Origin of the sequence: Streptomyces sp. NPDC045470, from assembly GCF_040646595.1 — a bacterium.
Lineage (GTDB): Bacteria > Actinomycetota > Actinomycetes > Streptomycetales > Streptomycetaceae > Streptomyces.
The window spans coordinates 1,082,821-1,103,366 of sequence record NZ_JBEZAN010000001.1; the positions used below are offsets into that span (position 1 = coordinate 1,082,821).

Below are 20,546 nucleotides of genomic sequence, written 5' to 3' on the forward strand. Positions count from 1 at the left end.
GTCATTGTAGGAGGCACGTTCTGATCTTCCATCCGTTGTCCGCCAAGTATTTCTGGAAAGGTTTGTTGTAGGGGAGGTGGTCCACCATCTCCTTGATGGCGGCGTCGTACTTGGTGCCGTGCACGCGCCGGATCTCGTCGATGTCCTTCTTCATCGCCTCATCGAATTTGCCCTGGGCGATGAGCGCTCGCTGATCCGCGCGCCACTTGTCCGGTCCTCGGCCCGTACCGGTGCTGATGAACGCCCGGTGGTCGTCGTACTCCATGCGGATGGCCGGCCCCGCGCCATAACTGAGTTGTGCGCCCCCTACTCCCAGATATGCGGCCCTCGCCGGCACATGGTTACGCTCGTACCTGTTGCTGTCACTGCCATCGGTCCAGTTGCTCGGCGCCAGACTGCTGTGGGATCCGCCCCAGCCGACAGGTTGTTTCTTCGCGAGGCCGAGGGGGTCGATCCAGAACAGCGGGTTCGGGACGTAGGCGTGCGGATTGGGACCGCCGTCCAGGCCGAGAGGGTCGGAGCTGATGTACCGTCCGGTGGCCGTGTCGTAGTACCGGAAGTAGTTGTACTCAAGGCCCGACTCGGCGTCGTGGTACTGACCGGGCCGCCCGAGCGGGCAGGCCCTGTCCTCGCCGACGGCCCCGAGGAGGTTCCAGCCCCAGATGTCGGAGTGGTCGGCCCAAGCGATACCGCCGTCGACGGACACCAACTCTGCGGGAGTGTCGGTCAGGTCAGCGACGATCGCGTAGAAACGCTCGTCAACGGCCCGTTCCGCCGAGGAGCCAGGGTGCCAAGCGCGCTCGGTCTGCGCAAGAGGGCTCCACGTGCCCGGTTCCCAGTCCCAGCTCAGGGTACGGCGACTGCCGTCGGCCAGTTCCCGGTACTGCTCGGCCAGCTGTGCGCCGTCCCAGACGAAGAGACACTCCTCAAGGGCTACGGTGCCCCCGTCCCGCTCCTCTGTCCTTCGCTTACCGACGCGTCGGCCCAACGGATCGTAGTGGTAGGTCCATGTACCCCGCCTGGGGGTGTCGAGCCGGACCAACTGATCATCGTTGTTCCAGGTGTAGCGCCATTCGTGCCGCTTCCCCGAGAGGGTGCGTACGATCTTGCGTACGAGGCGGCCTCGGCCGTCGTAGTCGTAGGAGGTCCGGCCTGCGGAGCGCAACAGCGTACCGGTGTACGCGCGTTCTCCGGAGGTCGGGCCGTCGGGGCGCCGGGTGTCGTGAGCGTACGTGATGTTGCCGAGCAGGTCATAGGTGTAACGCTCACTCCATGACTGCGCCCGCACCCCACTGATGCGTCCCGCCGGTGTCAGCTCGAAGTCTTTCCGGCCGCGCAGGCAGTCGGTCACGACCGTAGGCATTCCGTCGGCGCGATAGCCGTAGGTACGCTCCTGCACGCTCGTGTACGGGCTGCCGCCCGCCGCTGTTTCGTCGAGCGCCCACACGGACTGCGCGGCCAGCCGGCCGCATCCGTCCCAGGTCTGCGTCAGGGCAGCACCATTGCCCCAGTAACGGGCCGTCTCCCGGCCCCCCGCGTCACGTGCGAACGTCAGACTGCCGATGGGCGTGGTGAGACCCATCGGCCGGCTGTCGGCGTCATAGGACCACGTGGAGACCATGCCTGTGGGCGTCGTGCGGCTGGTGCGACGGCCGAGCGCGTCATAGGTGTAGGCGGTGGTTCGTCCACCGACCGTTTCGGTCAGCACACGCCCGACAGCATCGTAGGTGTACTCGACGGCGCTCCCTTGATCGGCCACCCGGTGCAGCAGGCCGTTCTCGTCGTAGGTGAGGGAGGTCGTCCGGCCGTCGCTGGTGCGATGCTCGATCAGGCGGCCCAGTACGTCGTAGGTGTACTCAGTCGTACGGCCACTGGCGTCGGCGGTCTCCAGCAACTGATCGGCGCCGTCCCGCCGGTAGGTGAAGATCCGCTCGTTGAAGTCGGTCTCGCCGATCAGGTGGCCGGCATCGTCATAGCGATAGCGCCATACCGCGCCGTTCATCGTGACCGACAAGAGACGGAGTTCGGTGTCGTAGGTGAAACGGTGCACTTCTCCGTCGGGCAGTGTCCGGGCCGCGAGTTGCCCGGAGGGCCCGACTTCGAAGCGGGTCACCGCACCGGCCTGGTCACGCTGCTCGACGACGTTGCCCTCACCGTCGTGAACCCACGTCTCTTCCGCGCCGTCGGGGTGAATACGGCTTGTGATCTCTCCCTCGACCCGGTACTCAAGGCAGGTGGTGGCCCCCAGCGGGTCGGTATGGGAGACGAGACGACCGAAGGCGTCGTAGGAGGCGCGCGTCGTGCTACCTGTTGCGCCCGTCACCGCGGTGACCAGTCCGGCGGCATTGGTGGTGATGTGCTGTGTACCGCCAAGAGCATCAGTGACGGATACCAGACACCCACGATCGTCGTACTGCCGTACGGTGCGGGCGCCGGCCGCGTCACTCGTGGTGAGCAGATTTCCTCGTGCGTCGTAGGTGAATGCGCTGAGCACAGCGTCATCACGGCGAAGGGCGGCCAATTGGTGCAATTCGGTGTAATCGAGCTCCATGGTGCCGCCCTCGGGATCGACGATTCGTACCGGATCGCCATGGGCGTTCAGCGTGAAATGTGTGGTACGGCCGAGTTCATCGGTGCGGGAGACAACGCGTCCCAGAACGTCGCGTCCGGTGTGTGTGGTGTGCCCCAGCGGGTCGACCGTCGTGATGACACAGTTCTGGTCGTCGTAGTGATACTCGGTCGGATGCCCAAGGCTGTCGGTGACGACGGTCACCCGTCGAACGGCGTCATAATGGAAGCGCGCGGAGAGTTCTCCGTCTCCCCCGGTACCCCTGGTCACCCGGCCACTGTCGTCGTACTCATAGGTATAGGCGTGGCCATTACGGTCGACGCAAGCGATGATCCGGTCTGCGTCGTCATATTCGTACTCGTACGGCAACCCGGAAGAATTGACTACGCCGACAAGCCTGCCGTCCGGCGAGTATTCGTATCCGACGATCGTGGTGCCCTGGCCCTGTTCGGAACCGTCCAGCAGCCGCAGACTGCCGATACGCAAGCCCGCCGACGTAAGCGTCGTGTCCACAGCGACGCGATAGCCCCCGGTGTGGCGAATTTCGACGGGGTGCCCCGCCTCGTCGCGAAGGAAGTCGATCCGGTGTTCGTTCCGGTCCGACAGCCGAGTGATCGTGCGAGTAGCGCGAAAGGCTCCGGCGACGGTGCCTGACAGGGCGAAGTGCCGGGTCCAGCCACGGTCAGGTTCCTCGATACGGACGGTGTCCGTATGTGGGTCCCAGGTCAGCGGCCAGCGCGCCCCATGCTGCGGGAAGACCTGTTCGCCCGCACTGGTGGGCAGGGGGTAATGCAGGATCTGGGCGTCATCGCCTGCGTAGTGGATGCCCTTGCTGTCGATCTCGATGCGCTGGTCGACAGTGGAGGACCACCCCGGGCCATGCAGGCGACCGCCGACGTAACCAGACGCGTACGCCCGGCGCAGGACAAGGGGCAGCAGGCCGGGAAGCTCCAGGTCCTTGGCATTGGTGACCATCTGGCCGGATACCACGTCGACGGGGTCACCAGCTGTGTGACAGCCGATGTTGCCGTGCGAGTGCTGGCCTCCCTTACTGGGGCCGGCGAGTGACGCGCCACGCTTGTCCGCCCGGTCGGCACTCCCCTTGCCGCCTCCGCCACCGCCGCTCCCCTTCGGCCCCGCCGGATCCTTCTTCCCGCCCTTGCCCAGCCCGGAGAAGTGGCTGGAAAGCTTCTGATCGTTCTCCTTGTGGTTCTTGGCCATCTGTTTGACGCCGCGGGTCATGCTGTCGTCGAGGTGTTTGGCGGACTTCTTGACCGCGTCCTGGAGACCGTCGATGACCTTGTCGATCATGGGGTTGACCGCATCCGCGATCGCGTCCTTGCCGCGCGTGCGGCCATGGTGGCTCTTGGCGCGGCCGATCTTGCCGCCCGCGTTGTTGCGGAAGTGGCCGCCGGCGCTCTGCAAGCCGGTGACGGCCTTGTCGTGGGCGTCGTGGTCGAAGGTGAAGCCGCCGCTGCCGGGACCGCCACCTGCACCGCCGCCCCCGCCGCCCGCGCTCAGCAACTGCATCGGGCTGCCGGCGGCGTCCTTGGCGCCTTGGACGCCCTGGGAGAAGCCCGCCTTGCCCGCTTTCGCCGTCTGGCCCAGGTCGACGCCGTCCTTGACACCCAGCGCGTTGGCGCCGAGCTGGACGACCAGGTCGCCGACCATCGCGCCCAACGCCTCCTCGACGGGGGTCAGGGCGATGCTGACGACCTGTTCGGCGACCTGCTGGCAGACCTCCTTGAAGAGGCGCTTGACGATGACACGGGTGGTCTGGGTCGCCGCCAGGGCGCCGAGTTCGGACAGGCCGAAGGTGAAGGGGGCGGCGGCCTGCGCGGCGATGACCTCGGCGGCCAGGATGCCCAGCTGGACGATCGCGCCCAGCTTGGCGCCCTCGATCAGGACGGCGACACCGTCCAGCGCGGTGGCGGCCAGCTCACCGCACTGGGCGAGTTTGGCCAGGTGGGTGCCGTTGACCTTGCTCCAGTGGGCGTTCAGGGCCTCCGCGGCCTGGCCCCCGCCCGCCGAGGAGACCAGCGCCTGCACCGCCTCGTGCGCCTGACCGGCCCCGTCGTTGATGTCGCCGGCGAACTCGCGCATGGCCGTCGCCATCTCGCGGTAGTCGTCCTCATCCACATTCGGCCAGGACACGCCGATGATGTCGAGAATCTCGTCGGCCCACCCCGGCAGTACTACGCCCATGCAGAACACACCCCCCGTTGAGCACACCTGGACACACTGGTAACAGTCCGGAGGACGCTGCCACCTGCGTAAACGGTTCTTCAAGAGAGGAACGAGCCGACTTTCCCGCCTTCTTTGGCAGGTCCATGACGGCACTGTGACGGCACATCGTTCACTCCGTCACCTGTATGCAGTCGTTTACCACCTCCGCTCCGGGTGACTCGGCTGATCATGGAGACCGAGATCAGACTGCGCGTCGACGGGCAGGCGCACGAGCTGACGGTGGATACGCGGACCACCGTGCTCGACGCGTTGCGGGAGCGGCTGGGGATCACCAGCCCCAAGAAGGGGTGCGACCACGGGCAGTGCGGGTCGTGCACCGTGCTGCTCGACGGGCGGCGGGCGACGACCTGTCTCGCGCTGGCCGTGTCGTACGACGGGTCGGAGATCACCACGGCCGAAGGGCTGGGCGAGGACGGCGAGCTGCACCCCGTTCAGCAGGCCTTCGTCGACCATGACGCGCTCCAGTGCGGATACTGCACGCCGGGCCAGGTCTGTTCGGCGGTGGGCGTGCTGCGGGAGGCGGCGCAGGGGTGGCCCAGTGTGGTCACCGAGGTGGGCGCGGAGGGGGACATCTCGCCGGGAGCGCTGGATCATGACGAGATCGCCGAGCGGATGAGCGGCAATCTGTGTCGTTGCGGGGCGTATGTGAACATCGTTCCGGCCGTAGCGGCCGCCGCCGAGGCAGCGGGAGCGGGCCGGTGAAACCGTTCCGGTACGAGCGGCCCGCCGACGCCGCCGGGGCCGTGGCCACCGTGGCGGCGCACCCCGGGGCCGCGTTCCTCGGCGCCGGGACCAACCTCGTCGATCATCTGAAGCTCGGTATCGCCTCCCCCGACCTGCTGGTCGACGTCAGCCGGCTGCCCCTGGACCAGGTCGAGGAGCTGGACGGCGGTGGCCTCCGGGTGGGGGCCACCGTACGGAACGCCGACCTGGCCGCGCACCCTGCCGTACGGTCGCGCTACCCGGTCCTCTCCCAGGCCCTGCTCTCCGGCGCCTCCGGCCAGCTCCGCAACCTCGCGACCACCGGCGGCAACCTCCTCCAGCGCACCCGGTGCGCCTACTTCCAGGACCCCAGCGCCCCCTGCAACAAGCGTGACCCCGGCTCCGGCTGCGCGGCGCTGGAGGGCTGGACCCGCTACCACGCCATCCTGGGCGCCTCCTCGCACTGCGTGGCCGTGCACCCTTCCGACATGGCGGTGGCGATGACCGCCCTGGACGCGGAGGTCGTGACGCTGGGCCCGGACGGCGAGCGCCGGATCCCGGTCACCGCGTTCCACCGGCTGCCCGGTGACGCGCCGCACCGCGACACGGTGCTGCGGCACGGCGAGCTGATCACCGCCGTCGAGCTGCCCGCGCTGCCGTACGCCACCCGCTCCCGTTACCGCAAGGTCCGCGACCGTGCCTCGTACGCCTTCGCGCTGGTCTCCGTGGCGGTGGCGCTCGACCTGGAGGACGACGGCCGCACCGTACGGGAAGCACGGATCGCGCTGGGCGGGATCGCGCACAAACCGTGGCGGGCCGAGCGCGCCGAAGAGGCGCTGCGCGGGCTGCCGGCCACCGAGGAGAACTGCCGGGCAGCGGCCGAGGCGGAGACGGCGGACGCGCATCCGCTACGGGACAACGCGTTCAAGGTTCCGCTCGTGCACAACACGCTGGTCGCGGTCGTACGCGACCTCGTAGGACAGGGGGCCCCGGAGGCTCCGGGCGGTCTGGAGGGATCGCGATGACGACACGTACGTCCGAGAGCCGGACCCCGGACCCGGCCGCCCGTCCCCGTGCCGTCGGCGCCGACCGGGAACGCGCCGACGCCCGCGACAAGGTGCTCGGCCGGGCCCCGTACGCCTTCGAACACCCGATGAAACGTCCCTGCTACGCACACGCCGTGCTCTCCTCCGTGCCCCGCGGCCGCATCACGGCCGTCGACACCGAGGCCGCGTGCCAGGAGGACGGCGTCATCACCGTATTGACGTACGAGAACGCCGAGCGGCTGGCGTCCACGGACGACGCGGAGCTGGCGATCCTCCAGGAACCCGAGGTGGCCTTCCGCGGGCAGATCGTGGGGGCGGTGGTGGCCGAGAGCCCGGAGGCCGCCCGGGAAGCGGCGTCGCTCGTGCGCGTCTCGTATGCCGAGGAAGCGCACGTATCCGAACTGAAACCGGGCGAGAGTGAGCTGTATCGGCCGGAGACGGCCAATGGTGGGGCGGGTACGGACAGTGAGCTGGGCGATCTGGACGCCGCCATGGAGGCGGCCCGGGCGGACCCGGGCGCGGTCGCGCTGGACGAGACGTACGCGACCGCGATGACCCACTGCAACCCGATGGAGCCGCACGCGACGATCGCCGTGTGGCAGGGCGACGAGCTGACGCTGTACGACTCCAGCCAGAGCGTGCACGGGCACCGCGACACGCTGGCCGAGGTGTTCGGCCTCGACCGGGCGCGGGTGCACATGATCTGCCCGTACGTCGGCGGCGGCTTCGGTTCGAAGGGCGAACCGCACGCCCACTCGGTGCTGGCGGCGCTGGCCGCGCGGGCGGTGCCCGGTCGGCCGGTCAAGCTCGCGTTGACGCGGCAGCAGATGTTCACCCTCGTCGGCTACCGCACCCCCACGTACCAGCGGGTTCGGCTCGCGGCCGGTGCGGACGGGCGGCTGACCGGCATCGGCATGGACGCCGTCGAGCAGACCTCGCGGATCAAGGAGTTCGCCGAGCAGTCCGCCAACCCGACCCGCACCATGTACGCGGCGCCGCACCGGAAGACCACCCACCGCCTGGCCGCCCTGGACGTGCCGGTGCCGTCCTGGATGCGGGCGCCCGGCGAGTGCCCCGGCATGTTCGGGCCCGAGGTCGCGATGGACGAACTCGCCGAACGCCTCGGCCTGGACCCCGTCGAGCTGCGCGTCCGCAACGACGCGCCGACGGACCCGGAGACCGGCAAGCCCTTCTCCAGCCGCAACCTGGTCGCCTGCCTGCGCGAGGGGGCGCGCCGCTTCGGCTGGCAGGACCGCGACCCGCGTCCGGGCGTACGGCGGGAGGGCCGCTGGCTGATCGGTACGGGCGTCGCCTCCTCCGCCTACCCGGTCAACCGCCAGCCCGGTTCGGTCGCCGCGGTCCAGTACCGGGACGACGGGCGCTACCGGATCGGCATCGGCGCCGCGGACCTGGGCACCGGCGCCTGGACCGTACTGGCCCAGATCGCCGCTGACGCGCTGGACGTTCCGCTCGACCGCGTCGAACTGCGCATCGGCGACACCGCGCTCCCGAAAGCGACCGTCGCGGGCGGGTCCTCCGGGACGGCGATGTGGGGGTCGGCGATCGTGGCGGCGGCGGAGACGTTCCGCAAGCGCCACGGACACGACCCGTCGCCCGGCGACCACGCCCAGGCCGAGACGCCCGGCAATCCGCACGCCGAACGTTTCGCCATGCACGCCTTCGGGGCACAGTTCGTCGAAGTACGGGTGGACGCCGACACCGGCGAGGTACGGGTCCCCCGCCTCCTCGGCGTCTTCGCCGCCGGCCGCATCATCAACCCGCGCACCGCGCGCTCCCAGCTCATCGGCGGCATGACGATGGGCCTGTCCATGGCCCTTCACGAGGAAACCGTGACGGACCCGCGCCACGGCCTCTTCGTCAACCACGACCTGGCGAACTACCACATCACGGCCAACGCGGACGTCCAGCAGATCGAGGCCCACTGGATCGACGAGGACGATCCGTACGTCAACTCCCTGGGCGCCAAGGGCATCGGCGAAATCGGCATCACGGGGACGGCGGCGGCCGTCGTCAACGCGGTCCGGCACGCGACGGGGGTACGGGTGCGGGAGGTGCCGGTGACGTTGGACAAGGTGCTGGAGGGACTCAGTAACGGTCCGCCTTCAGGGCAGTGAGGAAGGCCGCCCAGGCCGGGGCGGGGAACAGCAGGCACGGCCCGCCCGGGCGCTTGCTGTCCCGTATGGGGAGGAGTGAGCGGGCGGGAAGGCCGTCGGCTATCTCCAGGCATTCACCCTGGCCGCCGCTGTACGTGCTCTTGCGCCAGGTGACGCCCGTGAGATTCATGCCGTGAACTCCTCGGAGACGGCGATGCGTTTGATCCTGGCCACCGACTCATCGGGGGACAGGGCCGACCTTCGGGCGTCGTCGAAGAGGTCACGGTAGCGCGCCACCTCCGGTTCCCGCTCCAGCCAGATGTGGCCGGTGGGGTGCTCCATGAGAACAACGTCCAGGGCCGACACCTGCGGGAGGCTCAGCAGCAGGTAGGGCCCGAACATACCTCCATGGGCGCCACGCGAGAACGGGAGGACCTGAACCGTCACGTTCGCCAGCTCGGTCATGGCGACGAGGTGTTCCAACTGCGCGCGCATCACATCGACGCCGCCCACCCGTTGATGCAGCACGCCCTCGGCCACGACCGCCCAGACGGACAGCGGCTGTTCAGCGGTCAGCCGCTCCTGACGGGCAGCTCTCACCTTGACGAACTGCTCGATCTCGTCCGGTGTCCGCCAGGCTTTGGAGGCGACGGTCACAGCCCACGCATACGCCGGCGTCTGCAGCAGCCCCGGGACCAGTTGGCTCTGAAACGTCCTGATGCTGTCGGACGCAGCCTCCAGGGCGATGTAGTCACGGTAGGCGTCCTCCAGCACCGGCCCGTACTGGTCCCACCAGCCCTCGCGCCGCCGTGGGTTGACGGAGCGGGCGAGAGTGGTGAGCCGCTTCAGGACGGCGTCGTCGCCGATCCCGTACGCGTGCAACAGAGCCGTCAAGTCGGGGACGCGCACCGGAACGCGACCGTTCTCGATCCGGCTGATCTTCGCCTTGGTGCAGTCGAGCGCTTCGGCGGCCACTGCCGTGGACAGCCCGGCAGCTTCCCGGTACCGCCTCAGCTCGTCGCCCAGTTGCCGGCCGAGCACGGTGGACGGCTGGGCGGTGACGTTACGTACGGACATGCAACCTCCCCTGGGGAGCGCCAAGTTTGGCGACTCGCAAGCGCGGGGTGCAACACAACTTCACCCTTTCGTGGCAGCGAGAAACGTTGCTCGAAGTGGCCGCCCGGGTGCGGTCTGCTGTACGTCCGTCCTCATCCCCTTCGAGGGTTTCGCCATGAACGAGATGTCACTGCTTCGCCCAGCCCCCGTGACCCATCACTTCCCGCGGAACCGGCGCAGCCCCGGCCGGGCGCGTGCGGCCTATCGGGAGTGGGCGGCTGCCCAGGAACTCGGCCCCGCGACCGTCGAGACCGGTGAGCTGATTCTCGGCGAGCTGACGGTGAACGCGGTGCCGGCCGCCAGCGGGCCGGGGCGATGGAACGAGGTGCGGTTCGCGCTCGACCAGGCGGCGCTGCGCGTCGAAGTATCGGACGCCGGGGGGCGGCGCCCCGGTCGTCCGGGTGCCGAAGCTGCTCGACGGGCACGGCCGGGTCATGGTGATCGTCAGCACGCTCGCGGACGGGCGGGGCGTGACCGTCAGGCCGGGGCAGGGTAAGACCGTCCGGGCGGCGCTGAAACTCAGTGGTCCAGACCCATTGACGGCGTACTGACGCGGCGCTTACGTTCCTGTGCATCGATTGGAAACTTTCCTAACAGATCGCGCAGCGAAGGGCGGGGCGGGCGTCATGGCCGGAGGGCAGGGCGGGCAGGGGACCCCTGGGACGCCGCGGGTGTTGCGGGCCATGAACGACCGGGCCGCGCTCGACCTGCTCGTGGCGCAGGGGCCGTTGACGCGGACCCAGATCGGAGAGCTGACCGGGCTGTCCAAGCCCACCGCATCGCAGTTGCTGGGGCGGCTGGAGGCGGCCGGCCTGGTGCGGACGACGGGGAACGTGACCGGGCGGCCGGGGCCGAACGCCCAGCTGTACGAGGTCGCTCCGGACGCCGCGTACGTGGCCGCGCTCGCCGTCGACCAGGGCGGGATCACCGCCGCGGTCGCCGATGTCACCGGGCGGGTGCTCGGTGAGGAGCGGGTCGGTACGGATGCCGTGGGCGAGGGTGCGCCGAGCAGGACGGCGCGACTGGTGGCGGCCGCCGTGGACGGCGCGCTGGCCAAGGCCGGTCTGGAGCGGGAGCGGCTGCACGGGGCGGTGATCGGGACGCCGGGCGCGCTCGATCCGCAGACCGGGGTGCTGCGGTACGCGCCGCACCTGCCCGGCTGGCAGTCGCGGACGCTCCGAGAAGAGCTGGCCGGGGTGCTGGGCGTGCCGATCCTCATCGAGAACGATGTGAATCTGGCAGCGGTCGCCGAGCAGCACGACGGCGCCGCGCAGGATGTCGATGACTTCGTGTTGGTGTGGGCCGACGAGGGGGTCGGTGCGGCCATCGTGCTCGGCGGGCAGTTGCTGCGCGGGGCCACCGGTGGCGCGGGCGAGATCGGCTACATGCCGCTGCCGGACGCGCCGCTCGCGCGGGACGGCGACCGCAGCGCGGCCCGGCCGGACGCCGGCGGAGGCTTCCAGCGCCTGGTCGGGGCGCCGAGCGTGGTGGAACTGGCCCGGGAGTACGGGGTACGCGACGCTCGTACGGTCGAGGAGGCGCTGGCCGACGACGGGGTGCGGGCCGAGGTCGCGCGGCGGCTCACGACCGGGCTGGCCGCGGTGGTCGCCGTCGTGGACCCCCGGCTGGTGGTGCTCTCCGGCGAGGTCGCCCAGGCGGGCGGCGAGCCCCTGCGGGAACTGGTCGAGGGGGAGTTCACCGGGCTGGCGCTTCCCCGGCCGGAACTCCGCCTCAGCAATATCGAGGGGAACCCGATTCTCATCGGCGCGCTGCGAACGGCGCTCGCCGAGGCGCGTAACACCGTGTTCGACACGGCCTGATGAGACGGTACAGCGGTGACGTGACGGGCCGATTATCCTCCGGCCACCGCACCGCCAGCGTCGGCGCGGTCGCGGGCGCCGCAATTCCCGCGCACCTCAACACCCGCAGCACCTTCTGTCACCACCCCTGCCGTAAAGGAAGTCCGCCATGCGTCCGCGTATGCGCATCTGCCTGTCGGCGGCGCTCGCCGGAGCCGGTCTGATTCTTTCGGGCTGTGCCAATCCGAGCGTCGGCAGCGATCGCGACGATCCCACCCAGCCCGTCACGCTGAAGTTCTGGCACGGCTGGTCCAACACCGCCGAGGTGAAGGCGATCGACGACAGTATCGCCCGCTTCGAGAAACTGCATCCGAACATCACGGTGGAAACGGTCGGCAACGTCAGCGACGCGACGGTGAACCAGGCGCTGCGGGCCGGCGGAGACGACGCTCCGGACGTGGTGTCGTCGTTCACCACCAACAACGTGGGGCAGTACTGCTCGTCCGGCATGTGGGTGAATCTCGACCCGTTCATGAAGAAGACGGGGGTGGAGAAGGCGAAGGTCTTCCCCAAGACCTTCCTGGACTACACGCAATACCAGGGAAATCAGTGCGCCCTGCCGCTGCTCGCGGACTCCTACGGGCTGTACTACAACAAGGACGCGTTCAAGGAGGCCGGTATCGAGCGGCCGCCGCGCACCATGTCCGAGTTCAAGCGCGACGCGGCCAAACTGACCAAGCGGAAGCCGAACGGGTCGCTGGAGCGCGCCGGGTTCGTACCGAACTTCCGGCTGTACCAGAACAGCCCGGACCGGCTGTTCGCGCAGTGGGGGCCGACCTATTTCGACAGCAAAGGGAAGGCGCGGCTGTCGAAGGACCCGAGCAGCAAGCAGTTCTTCGCGACGCAGCGTGAGCTGATGGACGTACAGGGCGGTTATGCCGCGCTGGAGAAGTTCCGTACGTCGTTCGGTGACGAGATGTCGTCGCAAAGTTCCTTCATGACACAGAAGGCGGCGATGCATCTGGACGGCGAGTGGCGCGGTCTGATGCTGAAGGACGCGAAGGCGAAGTTCGACTGGGGGACGGCGCCGCTGCCGGTGCCGGACGATCAGCCGGAGACGTACGGCCGGGGCTTTCTGACCGGCACGGTCGCGGGAATCGCGCACAGCAGCAAGCACCAGAACGCGGCGTGGGAGCTGGTGCGGTTCCTGACGGTGGACACGGACCAGGTGGTGCGGTTCGCCAACGCCATCCGCAATGTGCCGTCCACCATCGAGGCCCTCAACTCGCCGAAACTCGATGCCGACCCGTCGTTCCGCACGTTCCTCGACATCGCGCGGAACCCGCACAGTACGGCGCTGCCGCCGTCCGTCAACGGCGGGCAGTACGTGGTGTCGCTGCAGGACTTCTCGTATTCCGTCGAGGCCGGAAAAGTGCCCGACCTCGACAAGGGCCTGCGCGAGCTCGATGCCCAGATAGACGCCGACAATCTCCAGTCCGTGAACTGACGGAGTCCTGCCATGTCCCTCGTCGAATCCCCCGAGCGTCCGGCGGTCGCCGCCGCGCCGGGTCCCAAAGCTCCCGCGCTGCGCCGCAAGCACATCCGGCAGCGGCTGCGTACGCTCGGTTTCCTCTCCCCCTGGCTGGTCGGTTTCAGCGTCTTCTTCGGCTATCCGCTCCTCGCCACCGTCTATTTCTCGTTCATGCACTACAACCAGATCCAGCAGCCGTCGTTCGTCGGGCTGCGGAACTGGAAGTACGTCTTCACGCAGATGCCACTGTTCGGCCCGGCACTGTGGAACACGCTGTGGCTGGTCGTGGTGATGGTGGCGCTGCGCGTGGTCTTCGGGCTGGGGATCGGGCTGCTCGTCACGAAGATCAAGTCGGGTGTCGGATTCTTCCGTACCGCCTTCTACCTGCCGTACCTCGCCCCGCCGGTCGCGGCGACGGTCGCGTTCGTCTTCCTGCTGAATCCCGGCACCGGACCGGTCAACGGGCTCCTGGAGGCCGTCGGCATCCCGGCGCCCGGCTGGTTCAACGACGCGGCCTGGGCGAAGCCGTCGCTGGTCATGCTGTCCCTCTGGGGCATCGGCGACCTGATGGTGATCTTCATGGCGGCACTGCTGGACGTACCGAAGGAGCAGTACGAGGCTGCCGAGCTGGACGGGGCCGGCGCCCTGGCCAGGTTCCGGTACGTGACCTGGCCGTCGATCACGCCGATCGTGATGTTCGCGGTGGTCACCGGCGTCGTGCAGACCATGCAGTACTACACGCAGGCGCTGGTCGCCGGGAAGCTGGCCTCCGGCGTGAACATCGGCCCCGGCTCGGTCATCCAGCCCGGGTACCCCGACCACTCCACCCTCACCGTGCCGCAGCTCGTCTACTCGCTCGGCTTCCAGAACTTCAACACGGGCGCCGCGTGCGTGCTCTCGCTCGTGCTCTTCGTGATCGCGATGGCCGTCACCACCCTGCTGATGCGCAAGCGCGCCGGCCTGCTCCCGGCGGAGGACTGAACCGACATGACCACGACGACCCTGAGGGCGGGCAGCGCGCCGGCCCGTACCGGCTCCACCGACCGGGGGCCCGCCGCGGCCCGCGCCCGCCGCAAGCGGCTGCTGCACTGGATCGCCGTGCACGCCGTCGCCATCGCCGCCGCGCTGTTCTTCGTGCTGCCGTTCGTGTTCGTCTTCCTGACGTCCGTCATGAGCGACGACCAGGCGATGAGCGGTGAACTGTGGCCGCACGAATGGAACTGGTCGAATTACGCGACGGTCTTCACCACCCCGGGTTTCCTGGACTGGTGGAAGAACTCGCTGATGTACGCGGGGCTGGGCACGCTCTTCACCGTCTGCTCGGCGATCCCGGTGGCGTACGCGCTCGCCAAGTTCCGTTTCCGTGGCCGCCGTACGGCGATGGTCCTGGTGATCTCGACGATGATGCTGCCGCCGCAGGTCATCGTCATCCCGATGTACCTGGTGTGGGCGCAGCAACTGCACCTGTCCGGTTCGCTGTGGCCGCTGCTGATCCCGATGGCGTTCGGTGACGCGTACTCCATCTTCCTGCTGCGGCAGTTCCTGCTGACGATTCCGCAGGAGTATCTGGAGTCGGCGAAGGTGGACGGCTGCGGCGAGGTCCGCACCCTCCTGCGCATCGTCGTGCCGATGGCGAAGCCGGGGATCGCCGCGGTCGCACTGTTCCAGTTCTTCTACTGCTGGAACGACTATTTCGGCCCGCAGATCTACGCCGCACAGAATCCCGCCGCCTGGACGTTGAGTTACGGACTCGAATCGTTCAAGAGCGCGCACAGCGTCAACTGGAACCTGACCATGGCCGCGACCCTGCTCGTCATGGCTCCCGTCATCATCGTCTTCTTCTTCGCCCAGAAGGCTTTTGTCGAAGGCGTCACGCTCACCGGAGTGAAGGGCTGATCGATTCATGCTGTCGTCCGCCGGGGGAACGCCCCCGCACCCCCATCTCAAGATCGCCGTGGTCGGTGGAGGATCGACCTACACCCCCGAACTCATCGACGGGTTCGCCCGGCTGCGGGACGCGCTGCCGCTGGCGGAACTGGTCCTGATCGACCCGGCCGCCGACCGGCTGGACCTGGTCGGCGGCCTGGCCCGGCGGATCTTCGCCCGGCAGGGGCACCCGGGCCGGATCTCGTGGACGTCCGACGTCGACGCCGGCGTGGACGGCGCCGACGCCGTCCTGCTCCAACTGCGCGTGGGCGGGCAGGCCGCCCGCAACCAGGACGAGACCTGGCCGCTGGAGTGCGGCTGTGTCGGGCAGGAGACGACCGGCGCGGGCGGGCTGGCCAAGGCGCTGCGCACCGTCCCGGTCGTCCTGGACATCGCGGAGCGCATCCGCCGCCGCAACCCCGACGCGTGGATCGTGGACTTCACCAACCCCGTCGGCATCGTCACCCGGGCCCTGCTGTCGCACGGCCACAAGGCCGTCGGCCTGTGCAACGTGGCCATCGGCTTCCAGCGGAAGTTCGCGCGGCTGCTCGGCATCGCCCCGGAGCGGGTCGAGCTGGAACACGTCGGGCTGAACCACCTGACGTGGGAACGGTCCGTGAAGGTGGACGGCGAGGACGTGCTGCCCCGGCTGATCGCCGAGCACGGCACGGCCATCGCCGAGGACCTGCACATGCCGCGATCCCTCGTGGACCGGCTCGGCGTCGTGCCGTCGTACTACCTGCGCTACTACTACCAGCACGACGAGGTCGTGGAGGAGCTGCGCAGCAAGCCGTCGCGCGCGGCGGAGGTCGCGGCCATCGAGAAGCAGTTGCTGGACATGTACGGCGACCCGACGCTGGACGAGAAGCCGGAACTCCTGGGCAAGCGCGGCGGCGCGTTCTACTCGGAGGCGGCCGTGGCACTGACCTCCGCGCTGCTCAGCGACACCGGGGACGTGCAGATCGTCAACACGTTCAACAACGGCACGCTGCCGTTCCTGCCCGACGACGCGGTGATCGAGGTACCGGCGACGGTGGACGCGTCCGGGGCGAAGCCGCTGCCCGTACGACCGCTGGAACCGCTGTACTCCGGGCTGATCGCCAACGTCACCGCGTACGAGCACCTGGCGCTGGAAGCGGCCCTCAAGGGCGGCCGGGACCGGATCTTCGAGGCGCTGCTCGCCCACCCGCTCATCGGCCGGATCGCGTACGCGGACCGGCTGACCGACGAACTGATCGCGCACAACCGGGAGCACCTCACGTGGCTCTGAGCGAAGCCGAGGGGGGCGGGGTGGTGGCCGGGGAGGGCCGGGCGGTGGCCGGGGGCGCGTGCACGTCGTCCTCCGCCGGTCCGGGCGCCGACGCTCCGGCGCGTGCCGCCGATGCTCCGGTGCGCGCCGCCGACGGCCTGGCGCTCGCCGTCGACGCGGGCAACAGCAAGACCGACGTGGCGCTGGTCGGCGCGGACGGGACGGTGCTGGCGACGGCCCGCGGCGGCGGCTTCCAGCCGCCCGTGGTCGGCGTGGCGCGGGCCGTCGGCGACCTGGCCGTACTGGTGGACGCGGTACGGGAACGGGCCGGCGTGACCGGCCCGGTGGGCCAGGTGTCGGCCTACCTGGCCAACGCCGACCTCCCCGCCGAGGAGACCGAACTGGCCGCGGAGATCACCTCGTACGGCTGGGCCCCTACGGTCACGGTCGCCAACGACACCTTCGCGCTGCTGCGCGCCGGGCTCCCGGATCGCGTCGAACCGGTCGGCGTCGCCGTGGTGTGCGGCGCCGGGATCAACTGCGCGGGGCTGGGACACGGCGGCCGTACCGCGCGGTTCCCGTCCATCGGGCGGATCTCCGGCGACTGGGGCGGCGGCGGGCACCTGGCCGAAGAGGCCCTGTGGTGGGCCGCACGGGCCGACGACGGACGCGGCGAACCGAGCGCGCTCGCCCGCGAGGTGCCCGCCTACTTCGGGCTGGCGACCATGCCGGAACTGATCGAGGCGCTGCACCTGGGCCGCATCCCGCGTGAGCGCCGTTACGGGCTGACGCCGCTGCTGTTCGCGGTGGCCGCCGCCGGCGACGCGGTCGCGCAGGCCCTGGTGACACGGCAGGCGGAGGAGATCGCGCTGCTGGCGTCGGTCGCGCTGGACCGGCTTGGCCTGCTGGACGAGCGGACGCCGGTGATCCTGGGCGGCGGTGTCCTGGCCGCACGGCACCCGCTCCTGCACGACCAGGTGACCCGGCTGCTGGCAGCGCGCGCTCCGAAGGCGGAGCCCCGTGTGGTCACGGCCCCGCCGGTCCTGGGGGCCGCCCTGCACGCGCTGGACCGGGCGGGGGCGGGGACGGAAGCGTATGCGCGGGTGCGGGAGGAGTTCGGCTGAGGGGGCGTTGCCGGGTTCGGCTGGGGGCGTTGCCGGGGCCGGAGGAGGTGCGCTGCTGCCCGGTTGTACGCGGGAGGTCGCAGGCGGGAGACCGTACGCCGGAACCTCGTACAGCGAAGGCCCGTACGCCGGAACCTCGTACGCCGAAAAGCCGTACACGCGTGCCCATTTCGGGAACCGCGCCGACGGACCGCGCGTCGTGGGGGGCGGGGACAGGGGAAAAGCCCACCGGACGGGAGGATTCGGCGGGGCCTGATCCGCACATGATCCAGGCAATAACGGTGTGGTTGTCAGTCCCTGCGGCCATACTGACTGCTGGCCGTGCATCTGTTCCCGTGTGCCCGTCGCGCGGGGCCGGGGCCGCCGTCCGCGACCAGGGGGAGGTTCCGTGTCCAACCCGCAGACCGGCACTGCGCCGCCGACGTCGCCGTCCGGCCGCGCCGCCGGCTCCCCCGCCGCCTCCGCGGGCACGGGCTCCGCTGCCGGACCGGGCCTCGGCGGTGCGTACCCGGGCGGCGCGGACCCCGCCCAGGCCGCCCGGCGGCGTACCGCCTGGGCCGACGGGGTGGACCAGCTCCGGGCCACGGCCACGACCGAGCCCGGACGGCTGCGGATCATCGGCGCCGTACTGGCCTTCCTCGTCCTGGCGTTCGGCGCCGCCACGGCCTGGCAGGTCGCCGACCGGTCCGCCGCCGCGCGCGACGTCGTGGAGCGCAGCCAGCCGCTGACCGCCGACGCCGCGGACATCTACCGTTCGCTCGCCGACGCCGACACCACCGCCGCCGCCGGTTTCCTGGCGGGCGGCAAGGAGACCCAGGCCACCCGCGAGCGGTACGAGACCGACATCGCGACGGCCGCCCGACTGCTGGCCAAGGCCTCGTCCAACACCAGCGGTTCGGACGCCGCGGCCCGCCAGATAGGAAAGCTCAACAGCCTCCTCCCCCGGTACACGGGCCTGATCGAGACGGCCCGCACCAACAACCGTCAGGGCCTCCCCCTCGGCGGCGCCTACCTGCGCTACGCCAACGCGCAGATGCGCGACGAACTCCTCCCGGCGGCGCGCGGGTTGTACACGACCGAGACGGCGCGCCTGGGCGAGGACTACGACGCCGCGAAGGCGTGGCCCTGGCTCGCGCTCACCGCCGGGGTGCTGGCGCTCGGCGCCCTCACCTGGGCCCAGCGCCGCAACTACCGTAGGACGAACCGCGTGTTCAACCGCGGTCTGCTGGCCGCCACGACCGCCTCGGCCGTCGTGCTGCTGTGGCTGGTGGCCGGGCACTCCGTGGCCCGCTCGGGCATGAACACGTCGTACGAGAGCGGGGCCAGATCACTGAAGGTCCTCAACGAGGCCCGTATCGACGCCCTCCAGGCCCGCGGCGACGAGAACCTCACCCTGGTCGCGCGCGGCGCCGTGGTGACCAAGGACCAGCAGGACTTCTACGAGGTCGGCTACCGCGCCGGCATGCGGGACCTGGCGGGCCCTGGCCGTTCCGGCGCCGCCGCGGCGGACAGCAGACTGGGCACGGCCCTGACGCTCGCGGACGACGACACGGGCCGGCGCCCCGTCCGGGAAGCGGTCGAGACCGTACGGCAGTGGCAGGCGCGGCACGCCGAGGCCCGTGCCGCGGACGACCAGGGGGACTACGACCGGGCGCTGGCCAAGGTGATCGGCGGCGAGGCGGCGACCGGCCAGTCCTTCGACCGAGTGGACAGCCGGCTGGCCCAGGCCCTGGCCCATGAGCAGCAGGAGTTCCGGCGGGCCGCGGACGACGGGCGCGGGGCGCTGGACGGGCTGGTGGCCGGTGCCGTGGTGCTGGCCGTCCTGGGGGCGACGGGCGCGGTGCTGGGCATCGGGCGCAGGCTTTCGGAGTACCGGTGATGGGGCCTGGTGATGGCGACATGACGAAGCGCGCGAGGGGTCTGCGGAACCTGCGGGCCGCGCTGGCCCCGGTGGCGGCGGGCGTGTGCGTGATGGCGGCGGCAGCCACCGTCCTCGTCCCGGTGCTCGGCCGGGACGCCCCGGCACCCCGCCCTCTGCCGCACGGGACGAGCACCACGCGCGCCGACGCCACGGCCGCGGACTGCACCCCCGGCAACGCCGCCGCGAGCCTGCGGCCCTCCCCGGACGACGGCCCCGCGGTGGACCGGATCAAGGCCCGGGGCCGGCTGATCGTCGGCGTCGACCAGAACACGTACCGCTGGGGTTACCGCAACCCCGCCACCGGCGACCTGGAGGGTTTCGACATCGACCTGGTGCGGGCGATCGCCGAGGACATCCTCGGCGCCGACCCGAAGATCACGTTCCGGGCGATCCCCACCAACCAGCGCATCCCCGCCCTCCAGGAGCGCACCGTCGACCTGGTCGTACGGACCATGACCATCAACTGCGCCCGCAAACGCCAGGTCGCCTTCTCGACCGCGTACTTCCAGGGCGGACAGCAGGTCCTCGCGCCGAAGAACTCCTCGATCACCGCCTTCGACGACTCACTGAAGGGCAAACGGGTCTGTACGGCGGCGGGTTCCACGGGCGAGGCCCGGCTCGCCGAGGAGCGGCACGGCGCCCGGGTCGTGACCGTACCGAACCAGCTCGACTGCCTGGTGCGCCTCCAGCTCGGCGAGGCCGACGCGGTGGTGACGGACAACGCGCTGGCCGCGGCGCAGGCCGCGCAGGACCCGACGGTGCAGCTCAAGGGGAAGCCGTTCACCGACGAGCCGTACGGGGTCGCGGTCAACCGTGCCGACACCGACCTGGTGCGGCGGGTCAACAAGGTGCTGGAGGACTACCGCGACGGCGGCAGCGGGAGCCGGTGGATGGCCGCCTACAAGAAGTGGCTGCAGGCGGACCTGCCCGGCATAACCAAGGCGCCCGAGCCCCAGTACAGCGACTGATCCGTGCGGGGGCGCGGGCGCCGCGGCGCATATGGGGGGGCCGGGCGGCGGGGTCGGGCGGCCCGGCCACGTCGGCCGGGCGGGAGTCGGGTGGCTCGTGGCGGGCCGGTGGCGTGCCGCGGACCGGCGTTCGCCCGCCGGTCGCGTCACCATGGAAGGAGCACCGCGGGCGCGGGGCCGGAGGGAGGGGAGGCAGCAGGGGCGTGCGGCAGGACCGCATGCAGGTGGGCGGCA

15 protein-coding genes are annotated in these 20,546 nt (G+C 70.2%); 12 read left to right on the top strand and 3 right to left on the bottom strand.

The annotated features are described in order from the left end of the window. Window position 1 precedes the first annotated feature (1 nt). A complete protein-coding gene (locus AB0A97_RS04710) occupies window positions 2–4,774 on the bottom strand; it encodes a DUF6531 domain-containing protein (protein WP_361144355.1) in 4,773 nt (1,590 codons plus the stop codon). A gap of 210 nt (window positions 4,775–4,984) precedes the next feature. Between AB0A97_RS04710 and AB0A97_RS04715 the strand changes: the two genes are divergently transcribed. From AB0A97_RS04715 to AB0A97_RS04725, 3 genes are read left to right on the top strand one after another with little or no spacing between them, the layout of a single operon-like run. Further along, complete coding sequence (locus AB0A97_RS04715) at window positions 4,985–5,518, top strand: 2Fe-2S iron-sulfur cluster-binding protein (RefSeq protein WP_361144358.1); 534 nt, start codon at window positions 4,985–4,987, stop codon at window positions 5,516–5,518. Next, on the top strand, window positions 5,515–6,543 hold the full coding sequence (locus tag AB0A97_RS04720; protein WP_361144361.1) for a xanthine dehydrogenase family protein subunit M: 1,029 nt from the start codon (window positions 5,515–5,517) through the stop codon (window positions 6,541–6,543). The genes AB0A97_RS04715 and AB0A97_RS04720 overlap by 4 nt, the downstream gene beginning before the upstream one ends. Then, on the top strand, window positions 6,540–8,699 hold the full coding sequence (locus tag AB0A97_RS04725; RefSeq protein ID WP_361144364.1) for a xanthine dehydrogenase family protein molybdopterin-binding subunit: 2,160 nt from the start codon (window positions 6,540–6,542) through the stop codon (window positions 8,697–8,699). Before AB0A97_RS04720 ends, AB0A97_RS04725 begins: the two co-directional genes overlap by 4 nt. Here AB0A97_RS04725 and AB0A97_RS04730 read toward each other — a convergent pair. Together AB0A97_RS04730 and AB0A97_RS04735 are read right to left on the bottom strand one after the other, a co-directional pair. Further along, window positions 8,671–8,868 carry a DUF397 domain-containing protein gene (locus AB0A97_RS04730; RefSeq protein ID WP_361144367.1) on the bottom strand — a complete coding sequence of 66 codons (198 nt, stop codon included), beginning with the start codon at window positions 8,866–8,868 and terminating at the stop codon, window positions 8,671–8,673. The two genes, AB0A97_RS04725 and AB0A97_RS04730, sit on opposite strands and share 29 nt — an antisense overlap. After that, window positions 8,865–9,755, bottom strand: a complete 891-nt coding sequence (locus AB0A97_RS04735; RefSeq protein ID WP_361144369.1) for a helix-turn-helix transcriptional regulator — start codon at window positions 9,753–9,755, stop codon at window positions 8,865–8,867. Before AB0A97_RS04735 ends, AB0A97_RS04730 begins: the two co-directional genes overlap by 4 nt. Before the next feature lie 163 nt (window positions 9,756–9,918). On the opposite strand from AB0A97_RS04735, the gene AB0A97_RS04740 reads away from it, so the two are divergent. From AB0A97_RS04740 to AB0A97_RS04780, 9 genes are all read left to right on the top strand, one after another. Beyond that, window positions 9,919–10,290 (top strand): ATP-binding protein, encoded by a 372-nt coding sequence (locus AB0A97_RS04740; RefSeq protein WP_361145279.1) that lies wholly within the window; start codon window positions 9,919–9,921, stop codon window positions 10,288–10,290. Window positions 10,291–10,477: 187 nt separating this feature from the next. After that, the gene (locus tag AB0A97_RS04745; protein ID WP_361144371.1) at window positions 10,478–11,614 is read left to right on the top strand and encodes an ROK family transcriptional regulator; all 1,137 of its coding nucleotides are present in this window, start codon (window positions 10,478–10,480) and stop codon (window positions 11,612–11,614) included. Window positions 11,615–11,762: 148 nt separating this feature from the next. Continuing rightward, entirely contained in the window at window positions 11,763–13,100 is a 1,338-nt protein-coding gene (locus AB0A97_RS04750) for an ABC transporter substrate-binding protein (protein WP_361144374.1), read from the top strand. 12 nt (window positions 13,101–13,112) lie between these two features. Next, on the top strand, window positions 13,113–14,105 hold the full coding sequence (locus tag AB0A97_RS04755; RefSeq protein WP_361144376.1) for a sugar ABC transporter permease: 993 nt from the start codon (window positions 13,113–13,115) through the stop codon (window positions 14,103–14,105). Window positions 14,106–14,111: 6 nt separating this feature from the next. Beyond that, on the top strand, window positions 14,112–15,020 hold the full coding sequence (locus tag AB0A97_RS04760) for a carbohydrate ABC transporter permease (RefSeq protein WP_361144379.1): 909 nt from the start codon (window positions 14,112–14,114) through the stop codon (window positions 15,018–15,020). A 7-nt stretch (window positions 15,021–15,027) separates the two neighbouring features. Next, the gene (locus tag AB0A97_RS04765; RefSeq protein ID WP_361144382.1) at window positions 15,028–16,320 is read left to right on the top strand and encodes a 6-phospho-beta-glucosidase; all 1,293 of its coding nucleotides are present in this window, start codon (window positions 15,028–15,030) and stop codon (window positions 16,318–16,320) included. A gap of 119 nt (window positions 16,321–16,439) precedes the next feature. Beyond that, window positions 16,440–17,423 carry a BadF/BadG/BcrA/BcrD ATPase family protein gene (locus AB0A97_RS04770; protein ID WP_361145282.1) on the top strand — a complete coding sequence of 328 codons (984 nt, stop codon included), beginning with the start codon at window positions 16,440–16,442 and terminating at the stop codon, window positions 17,421–17,423. A 388-nt stretch (window positions 17,424–17,811) separates the two neighbouring features. Next, window positions 17,812–19,302 carry a hypothetical protein gene (locus tag AB0A97_RS04775; RefSeq protein WP_361144384.1) on the top strand — a complete coding sequence of 497 codons (1,491 nt, stop codon included), beginning with the start codon at window positions 17,812–17,814 and terminating at the stop codon, window positions 19,300–19,302. 20 nt (window positions 19,303–19,322) lie between these two features. Further along, complete coding sequence (locus tag AB0A97_RS04780) at window positions 19,323–20,312, top strand: glutamate ABC transporter substrate-binding protein (protein WP_361144387.1); 990 nt, start codon at window positions 19,323–19,325, stop codon at window positions 20,310–20,312. Window positions 20,313–20,546 lie beyond the last annotated feature (234 nt).

Excerpts from the sequence above, each read along its gene's own strand:
- AB0A97_RS04765 (WP_361144382.1), top strand. The coding sequence starts at position 15,028 with ATGCTGTCGTCCGCCGGGGGAACGCCCCCGCACCCCCATCTCAAGATC.
- AB0A97_RS04760 (WP_361144379.1), top strand. The coding sequence starts at position 14,112 with ATGACCACGACGACCCTGAGGGCGGGCAGCGCGCCGGCCCGTACCGGC.
- AB0A97_RS04740 (WP_361145279.1), top strand. The coding sequence starts at position 9,919 with ATGTCACTGCTTCGCCCAGCCCCCGTGACCCATCACTTCCCGCGGAAC.
- AB0A97_RS04780 (WP_361144387.1), top strand. The coding sequence starts at position 19,323 with ATGACGAAGCGCGCGAGGGGTCTGCGGAACCTGCGGGCCGCGCTGGCC.
- AB0A97_RS04755 (WP_361144376.1), top strand. The coding sequence starts at position 13,113 with ATGTCCCTCGTCGAATCCCCCGAGCGTCCGGCGGTCGCCGCCGCGCCG.
- AB0A97_RS04730 (WP_361144367.1), bottom strand. The coding sequence starts at position 8,868 with ATGAATCTCACGGGCGTCACCTGGCGCAAGAGCACGTACAGCGGCGGC.
- AB0A97_RS04715 (WP_361144358.1), top strand. The coding sequence starts at position 4,985 with ATGGAGACCGAGATCAGACTGCGCGTCGACGGGCAGGCGCACGAGCTG.
- AB0A97_RS04735 (WP_361144369.1), bottom strand. The coding sequence starts at position 9,755 with ATGTCCGTACGTAACGTCACCGCCCAGCCGTCCACCGTGCTCGGCCGG.
- AB0A97_RS04750 (WP_361144374.1), top strand. The coding sequence starts at position 11,763 with ATGCGTCCGCGTATGCGCATCTGCCTGTCGGCGGCGCTCGCCGGAGCC.
- AB0A97_RS04745 (WP_361144371.1), top strand. The coding sequence starts at position 10,478 with ATGAACGACCGGGCCGCGCTCGACCTGCTCGTGGCGCAGGGGCCGTTG.
- AB0A97_RS04725 (WP_361144364.1), top strand. The coding sequence starts at position 6,540 with ATGACGACACGTACGTCCGAGAGCCGGACCCCGGACCCGGCCGCCCGT.
- AB0A97_RS04710 (WP_361144355.1), bottom strand. The coding sequence starts at position 4,774 with ATGGGCGTAGTACTGCCGGGGTGGGCCGACGAGATTCTCGACATCATC.